7 protein-coding genes are annotated in these 7,425 nt (G+C 75.7%); 1 reads left to right on the top strand and 6 read right to left on the bottom strand.

What is annotated here, in order from left to right:
* Window positions 1-1,249 precede the first annotated feature (1,249 nt).
* The 3 genes from SLP03_RS26820 to SLP03_RS26810 form a co-directional block, all read right to left on the bottom strand.
* Entirely contained in the window at window positions 1,250-2,749 is a 1,500-nt protein-coding gene (locus SLP03_RS26820) for a replication-associated recombination protein A (protein WP_319463415.1), read from the bottom strand.
* A gap of 75 nt (window positions 2,750-2,824) precedes the next feature.
* On the bottom strand, window positions 2,825-3,049 hold the full coding sequence (locus tag SLP03_RS26815; RefSeq protein WP_319463414.1) for a hypothetical protein: 225 nt from the start codon (window positions 3,047-3,049) through the stop codon (window positions 2,825-2,827).
* A gap of 93 nt (window positions 3,050-3,142) precedes the next feature.
* Window positions 3,143-3,697, bottom strand: a complete 555-nt coding sequence (locus SLP03_RS26810; RefSeq protein ID WP_319463413.1) for a GNAT family protein — start codon at window positions 3,695-3,697, stop codon at window positions 3,143-3,145.
* Window positions 3,698-3,723: 26 nt separating this feature from the next.
* Between SLP03_RS26810 and SLP03_RS26805 the strand changes: the two genes are divergently transcribed.
* The gene (locus tag SLP03_RS26805; RefSeq protein ID WP_319463412.1) at window positions 3,724-4,464 is read left to right on the top strand and encodes a GNAT family N-acetyltransferase; all 741 of its coding nucleotides are present in this window, start codon (window positions 3,724-3,726) and stop codon (window positions 4,462-4,464) included.
* Window positions 4,465-4,528: 64 nt separating this feature from the next.
* Here the strand turns inward: SLP03_RS26805 and SLP03_RS26800 are convergent, their stop codons facing one another.
* From SLP03_RS26800 to SLP03_RS26790, 3 genes are all read right to left on the bottom strand, one after another.
* Window positions 4,529-5,923: an MFS transporter gene (locus SLP03_RS26800; RefSeq protein WP_319463411.1), complete on the bottom strand. Its 1,395-nt coding sequence runs from the start codon at window positions 5,921-5,923 to the stop codon at window positions 4,529-4,531.
* Window positions 5,920-6,519, bottom strand: a complete 600-nt coding sequence (locus SLP03_RS26795) for a helix-turn-helix domain-containing protein (RefSeq protein WP_319463410.1) — start codon at window positions 6,517-6,519, stop codon at window positions 5,920-5,922. Before SLP03_RS26795 ends, SLP03_RS26800 begins: the two co-directional genes overlap by 4 nt.
* Before the next feature lie 84 nt (window positions 6,520-6,603).
* Window positions 6,604-7,416: a sugar nucleotide-binding protein gene (locus tag SLP03_RS26790; RefSeq protein WP_319463409.1), complete on the bottom strand. Its 813-nt coding sequence runs from the start codon at window positions 7,414-7,416 to the stop codon at window positions 6,604-6,606.
* Between the last annotated feature and the right edge of the window lie 9 nt (window positions 7,417-7,425).

The raw sequence follows: 7,425 nt of genomic DNA, 5'->3' as shown, positions 1-7,425 counted from the left end.
GCACGATGGCCCGCCGGGGCGGGCGGACCGTCCGGCGCCCCTCGCCGCCCGGCGGACGTCTCCGGGTTGTCGGCAATCCCGCGCCGCCCGGCGGAGGTGGGTGACCCGGGCTGACCTCCGGTGGGCGTCCCGGGAACGTCGGGAACGGCCCGACGAGCCGTCGACGCGTCCGGACCGGCGGGACGGTCGGCCGCACGTCCGGGGTCGGTACCCGGTGCGGAGCGGACGGGGCCGGACGACGTGACGTCCCCCGGCACCGCCGGGGCGTTGCCGCTCCTCGGCACGACCGACTGATCGGGCTCACCGGCACGCCGACGACCGCCCACGCGCGACACACCGGCCCCGGTCGGTCCGTCCACCATGGGCGGTACACCGGCGACGTTCCGGTCGGCGGGCCCCAGCTGGGCCGGTCCGCGGCGGCGCCGGCCCTCGGGCTCGCCCGGGCCGGGACGCGGCGCGCCGGTGGCCGGGTCGACGGCCGGGTAGGGCCCGCCAGGAGGAGTCGCCGAGCCCCGGGGCGGATCCCCGGCCGGTGCGCCGCGGCGGCCGGCCTCGACGCCCGCCGCGGCGGAGCGACGACCCGCGCCCGAGACCGGACGGACACCGGGATCGGAGCCCTCGGGCATCCCGCGCCGCCCCCCACCCGAGGTGGGCGGGGCGGACTTCGGGACACCGGGCCCGTCGGGACCGCGCCGGCCGGCGGTGCCGGGCGGCGGAGTGGCACGGGGGCCCTCCGGCGGCACGCCGGGGCCGGGCGACGGCCAGCCGGTTCCGGGCCGCTGCCCACCCCGGGCGGGAGTGCCACCGGCCGGACCGGTGTTTGCCCGGCCGGGCGGTCCGTCGGCGGTCGGCGGGACCGCGCCCTGCGCGGCGGTGGACCCCTCGCGGCGCGGGGGCCGGGACGGCTCGGCCGGACGGCGGACGGGCGGACCGTCGGGACCGGGGCGACCCACCCCGGGCGGGGGCACGGCCGCCGACCGGGAACCCCGGCCCGGCTCGGGTGACGGGGGCGTGGGGCGCGACGGCGGGCCGGCGGGCGGCGGTGCCTGCCCGGGGCCGCCGCCCTCCGGTCCCAGCTCCGTACGCTGCTGCTTGGCCGTACGCAGGTCGTCGATCCAGCCGAACTCCTCGCCGCCGACCGCGTCCTCCGGCTCGGCGTCGGCCCTGCCCCGCCCCCACCGGCGGCCCTTGGCACGGGGGTCCCGCCGCTCGTCGGAGCCGTCCTCGGGTCGTTCCGGACCACGCGCCATCACTGGTGACCCTCCCCGACGGCGTCGTTGCCGCCCTCATCCGCCCCGCTGACGTGCCCCGGTTCCGTCGGCTGACGACCGTTGACGGCCGCCGGTGCGGGGTGCTCACGCGCCGGCGGTGCGGGCAGCCCGCGGACGATCCGGCGCAGCAGCGGCAGCCGGGTGGCCACCGACCGCTCGGCGCCGTGCCCGCTGGGCTGGTAGTAGTCGGTTCCGGCGAGATCGTCCGGAGCGTACTGCTGGGTGACCACACCGCGAGGGTCGTCGTGCGGGTAGCGGTAGCCGGCGCCGTGCCCGAGGCCGCGCGCGCCGGAGTAGTGCGCGTCGCGCAGCCCGCGCGGGACGGAACCGCCGCGACCGGCCCGCACGTCGGCGATGGCCGCGCCGATGGCGGTGGTGGCCGAGTTCGACTTCGGGGCGGTGGCCAGGTGGATCACCGCCTGGGCGAGGTTGAGCTGCACCTCCGGCAGGCCGACGTACTCCACGGCGTGCGCCGCGGCGGTGGCGACGCTCAGCGCGGTGGGGTCGGCCATCCCGACGTCCTCGCTGGCGAAGATCACCATGCGGCGGGCGATGAACCGGGCGTCCTCGCCGGCGACCAGCATTCGGGCCAGCCAGTGCAGTGCCGCGTCCACGTCCGAGCCGCGCATGCTCTTGATGAACGCGCTGGTCACGTCGTAGTGGGCGTCGCCGTCCCGGTCGTAGCGGACGGCCGCGACGTCGACCGCCTGCTCGGCGGTGGTCAGGTCGATCCGACCCGCACCGAGCGCGGTGGCGGTGGCGGCCGCCGCCTCCAGGGCGGTCAGCGCCTTGCGGACGTCACCGCCGGCGAGGCGTACGAGGTGGTCCTCGGCGTCCGTCGCCAGGGTGAGCGCGCCACGCAGGCCGCGCTCGTCGGCGACCGCGCGGCGCAGCAGGCCGCGTACGGCGTCGTCGTCCAGCGGCTGGAGGGTGAGCAGCACGCACCGCGACAGCAGCGGGGAGATGACCGAGAAGTACGGGTTCTCGGTGGTCGCGGCCAGCAGCGTGACGGTCCGGTCCTCCACCGCGGCGAGCAGCGAGTCCTGCTGGGTCTTGCTGAACCGGTGCACCTCGTCGATGAAGAGCACGGTCTGCGGGCCGCCGGCGCGGCGCTGCCGGCGGGCGGTGTCGATGACGGCCCGGACGTCCTTCACCCCGGCGGAGAGCGCGGACATCGCGACGAAGCGGCGGTCGGTGGCCCGGGCGACGAGGTGGGCGATGGTGGTCTTGCCGCTGCCCGGCGGCCCCCAGAGGATCACCGACATGGGCGCCGCGCCGCCGACCAACTGCCGCAGCGGCGCGCCCGGGGCGAGCAGGTGGTCCTGCCCGATCAGCTCGTCGATGGTGGCCGGTCGCATCCGGACCGGCAGGGGCGAATCCTCCCCGACGGCGGTGAACCCGTCGACGCCACCGGAACCCGTGGGGGCGCTGGGCGCTCCGGCGGGTTCGCCGAGGGTGAAAAGGGCGTCGGACTCCATCACGAAGACAGTACCGGGCCCGGCCGGCGACGCAGGAATCGCGCCGCGGACCGGGCCCGGGATGGTCTTTTCCGGTCAGCCGCGACCCGGACGACGACCCCGGTACCAGCGGCCGCCGCCGCCACCGCCGCCACCGCCGCGCGGGCCGGCGCCGACGCCGGCCAGGTAGAGGGAGAGCAGCAGGAAGCCGATCAGGGCCAGGGTCCAGTTGTTGAAGAGATCGGGGGCGCCGAGGTTCGTGTTCAGGAAGTCGAGCAGCAGCGCGAAGCCGAACACGATGGCCGCGAGAATGGCGAGCATGTTGTTCCTCCGGTGGGGGTCCCAGTAGGTCAGCGCCTGATGTACCCAATCGGTCGGTTCGTCAATCTCCACCCTGGAGCCGGGCCCGTCGGCTCACCGGTCCGTGGCGAGCACCGCGTACCGCTCCGAGTCCCACCAGCGGCCGCGGACGAACAGGTGGTCCTGGCTGACCCCCTCCGACCGCAGTCCGGCCTTTTCCAGCACCCGCCGGGAGGCGGCATGGTCCGGACGGGTGGTGGCCTCGATCCGGTGCAGGCCCAACTCCCCGAACCCGAGGCGCAGCAGCAGGCGGGCGACCTCGGTGCCGAGGCCGCGCCCCCAGTGGTCGGGATGGAGCACGTACCCGATCTCACCCCGGCGGTGGGCCGGGCTCTCCACCGTCAGGCTGCCCAGGCCCACCGGCCGGTCGCCCGTCACGACGGCCAGCCGGTAGTGCAGGCGCGGCTCGCCCGCCACCTCGCGCCGCCACGCCGGCAAGGCCGCCCGGATGTCGTCGAGGGAGGGCGGCGCCTCGTCCAGCACCCACTCGGTGACGCGGAGGTCATTGGTCAGGGCGTGCAGGGCCTCGGCGTCGTCGTCCCGCCACTCCCGCAGGGCGCATCGGCCGCTGGCCAGTTCGACCGGACGGACGGAGCTCAACTCGGTCATCGGTACTCCTCTCGTAGGCTGGCGGCATGATCACTGCCGACCAGGTGCTGACGGGTCGCGACGCTCTCCTGGCCGCCACCGGACACCACCCGTACGCCCGGCACGCGCTCTGGCGCGACCATGAGGCCCGCGGCTGGCGACGGGACGGGACGGTGGGCTGGCTGCTGCCGCCGGAGCAGGGGCCGGCCGGCGGCGCGATCGGCGCCCCCGGTCCGGCGCTGGACATCTTCGCCGGCCTGGTGGCCGACGGGGTGCTGCGTCCGGGTCAGTGGCTGCACCTGCCGCGGGCCGACCGGGGCGAGGTGACGGCCCGGCTGACCGTGGCCCGGCTGGATGAGTGGGACTTCCTCTGGACCACCGCGGCACCGCCGCCCCAGCCGGAGGAGGAGCGGGTGGTCCGCCTCACCGAGGCCGACCACCCGGCCCTGACGGAGCTGATCGAGGCGTCCTTCCCGACCACCACCTCCCGGCCCGGCGACCCGCGCATCGTCGACTGGTACGGCATCCGCGACGGCGACCGCCTGGTGGCCTGCGGGGCGGACCGCAGCCGGGGCGACATCGGCTTCCTGGCCGGCCTGACGGTGGCGACCGACCGGCGGGGCCGGGGCCTGGGCGCGGCGCTGACCGCCGGGATGACCCACGCCCTCGCCGCCCGGTACGGCCTCGTCGCGCTCGGCGTCTACACGGACAACGTCGGCGCGATCCGGATCTACCGCCGGCTCGGCTACACCGGCAGCGTGGCACGCAGTTCGGTCCACCTCGGCTGATCGGGCAGGCGGGACCCCCGGCATCGCGTTCCGGATCACAGGGGTCCCTCCTGCCCGCTGGCGCTCAGCTCGCCCGGGCCGCGGCGCCCGCCTGGGTCGCCGAGTCGGCGGGCGTGGGCGACACCGCCGGAGCCGGACCGGCCGGCGCGCCGGCGAGGGCGTCGCCGGGACCGGCCGGCGGAGCCGGGAGGGCGTCGCCGGGCTCGTCCGCCGTGACCGGCGCGGCGTTCCGGCCGGCGCGCCAGGCCGGCAGGTAGAGCGGCGCGGCCACGGCCAGCACCACCGCGCCGACCAGCATGGCCGTGCTGATGCTGGTGCGGTCCGCCAGGGTGGTCAGCACCACCCCGCCGAGCGCCCCGGCGGGCTGGGCCATCATCGAGTTCAGCGAGAGCACGCTGGTCCGGTACGGCCCGTCCACCTGGCGGTGCAGCAGGCCCATGTGCAGCGGGTTCGACGCGCCGTGGACGGTGTAGCAGGCCAGGTAGGCGATGAGCACCCCGACCGGCCCGGCGAAGACACCCATCCCGACCACCGTCACGCCCTGCAGGACGCGCATCAACGCGGCGCTGGGCGCGGCGCCCAGCCGGCGCAGCAGCAGCGGGGTCAGCGCGGCACCCGCCGCGTTGGCGAGCCAGGCCACCGAGCTGGCCGGGCCGAGCAGCGCCGCCGCCCGGTCGGCGTCGCCGATGACCTCGGCGAGGCGGACCGGCAGCAGTCCCTCGAAGGTGACCATGCCGAAGCCCCAGAACAGCTCGACGCAGACCAGGGCGAGCAGCACCCGGGAGCGGCGCAGCAGCCCGACCGCCTGCCCGACCATCCGGGGCGCCTCGATCATCGAGGCCCGCAGCGCGCCGGCGCCCCTGGCTGGCCGGATCTCGACCAGCAGCATCAGCAGGACGATCAGGGCGACCATCTGGAGGGCGATGGCCACCAGCATGGGCAGGGTCAGCGCGCTGACCGGGCCGACCGGACCCAGCGCGACCAGGCCGCCGCTGAGCAGCGCGCCGGCGCCGATGGCGATGCCGATGACGGTGCCGGCGTGGCCGAGGCCCCGCTCGTACTCGGCGTCCGGGTCGGCGGCGAGGGTGGCGTCGACGTACCAGGACTCCAGTGGTCCGCTGTCCAGCGCCCGGTAGACGCCCTGCAGAGCCCAGGACAGGAAGAAGAGCCAGAACGAGTCGGCCACCGCGAAGATGGCCAGCGAGGCCAGGCAGACCACCCAGGCGGCCACGAGCACCGGCTTGCGGCCGAGCGCGTCGGCGAGCCCGCCGGTCGGCAGCTCCAACGCGAGGACGATCAGACCCTGGGCGGTGCCGACCAGGCCGATCTGGGTGAGCGACAGGCCGCGTTCCTGCATCAGCAGGATCATCACGGGGATCATCAGGCCGGCGGGCAGCCAGCGCAGGCCGTAGAGGGTGAGGTAACGGAACCGGACCTGGCGTACGGACAGCGCGCTCATCGCATCTCCTGGATCAGCGGGTAGGCGGCGAGGAAGACCTGCACCGGCGCGGCGTCCGGCTCAGCGGGATCTGATTCGTTGCGGTAGCGCTCGAGCAGCTGCCACAGGTCCGCCTTGAGCGCCTCCAGCCGGCTCGGCGGGATGGTCATGAAGATGTCGCCCATGCCCAAGGCGTCCCGCCAGGCCGGCGACCAGTCGTGCTGCTCCGCAAACCACCGCTCCGCGTGCTCGACCAGCAGGCGCACCTGTTCGCCCTCGATCCACTCGATCGCGGCCCGGGCGTCCGGGTCGTCATCGAAATCGGTGGGCTCCCAGTTGGTGACGTCGTGCGCGGACCGCCACCAGCGTTGCCGGCCGCTGGCCAGGTCCGGATCCTCGACGACCAGCCCCACCTCGGCGAGCTGGCGCAGGTGGTAGCTGGTGGCCCCGGTGTTGGTGCCGAGCAGCGCGGCGAGCGTGGTGGCGGTGGCCGGACCCTTCACCCGCAGCGCCCCGAGCAGTCGCATCCGGAGCGGATGCGCCAGCACCCGCACCTTTCGATGGTCCAGCCGGACCTGGCGTGGGGCCGGCCGCCCCGGCGTCTCGTCGTTCTCCATGGATGCACAATATGCGTGCACACTTTCTATGCACAAGAGTTGTGCATAGAAAGTGTGCATGATCCGACAGCGCCGGCGGGACGGTCAGGAGGCGAGGAGTTCGGTGATGCCGCGCAGCCGGGTGCGCAGCAGGCCGGTGGCTCGGGCGGAGTCGAGGCGCACGTCGGTGGGGCGGAGCAGACCGGAGGCGGCACCGGCGCTGGTCTTCATCCCGGCCGGGTCGATCCCCTCCCGGCGGGCGACGAGCAGGCCCAGCTCGGCGCGGCTGACCGCGTCCGGGCCGGCCACGTTGAGCGGGCCGGCGTACCCCGAGGGCACCAGTTCAAGGACTGCGGCGGCCAGGTCGACAACGTCGATCGGGCAGCGCAACTCGTCGGTGAAGAGAGCCGCCCGGCCGGCGAGCGCGTCCCGGCACAGCCGGATCTGCTTGCTCCCCTCCCCCACGATCAGCGAGGTCCGCACCAGCACCGCCCCCGGATCGATCGCCCGGACCGCGGTCTCCGCCGCCGCCTTCGCCGCCCCGTACGGGAAGACCGGGGTGGGCGGCTCGTCGTCGAGGTAGGGCGACGGTCGGCCGCCGTGCAACGCATCGCTGGACAGGTGCACCAGCCGGGCGCCCACCTCGGCGGCGGCGACCGCGATGTGCGCCGCCCCGTCGGCGGTGACCACCCAGTCGGCGTACCGGTAGGGGGTGCCGATGACCGCGTCGGGGCGTACCGCGGTGACCAGCGCGCACACGGCGGTCCGGTCGGTGACGTCGAGCCGGCGTGCCTCGACGCCCGGCACCGCGACGGCGGCCGAGTGGTACGTCCCGACCACCCGCTCCCCGGCGGCCACCGCCTGCCGGCAGATCTCCGCGCCGAGGAAGCCGCTGGCCCCCACCACGAGCAGTGTCATTCCGATCCC

The sequence above is a fragment of the Micromonospora sp. RTP1Z1 genome (genome assembly GCF_033804685.1).
Lineage (GTDB): Bacteria > Actinomycetota > Actinomycetes > Mycobacteriales > Micromonosporaceae > Micromonospora.
Note: the sequence above shows the minus strand (reverse complement) of the source record. Positions and strands in the feature narration are given on the sequence as shown.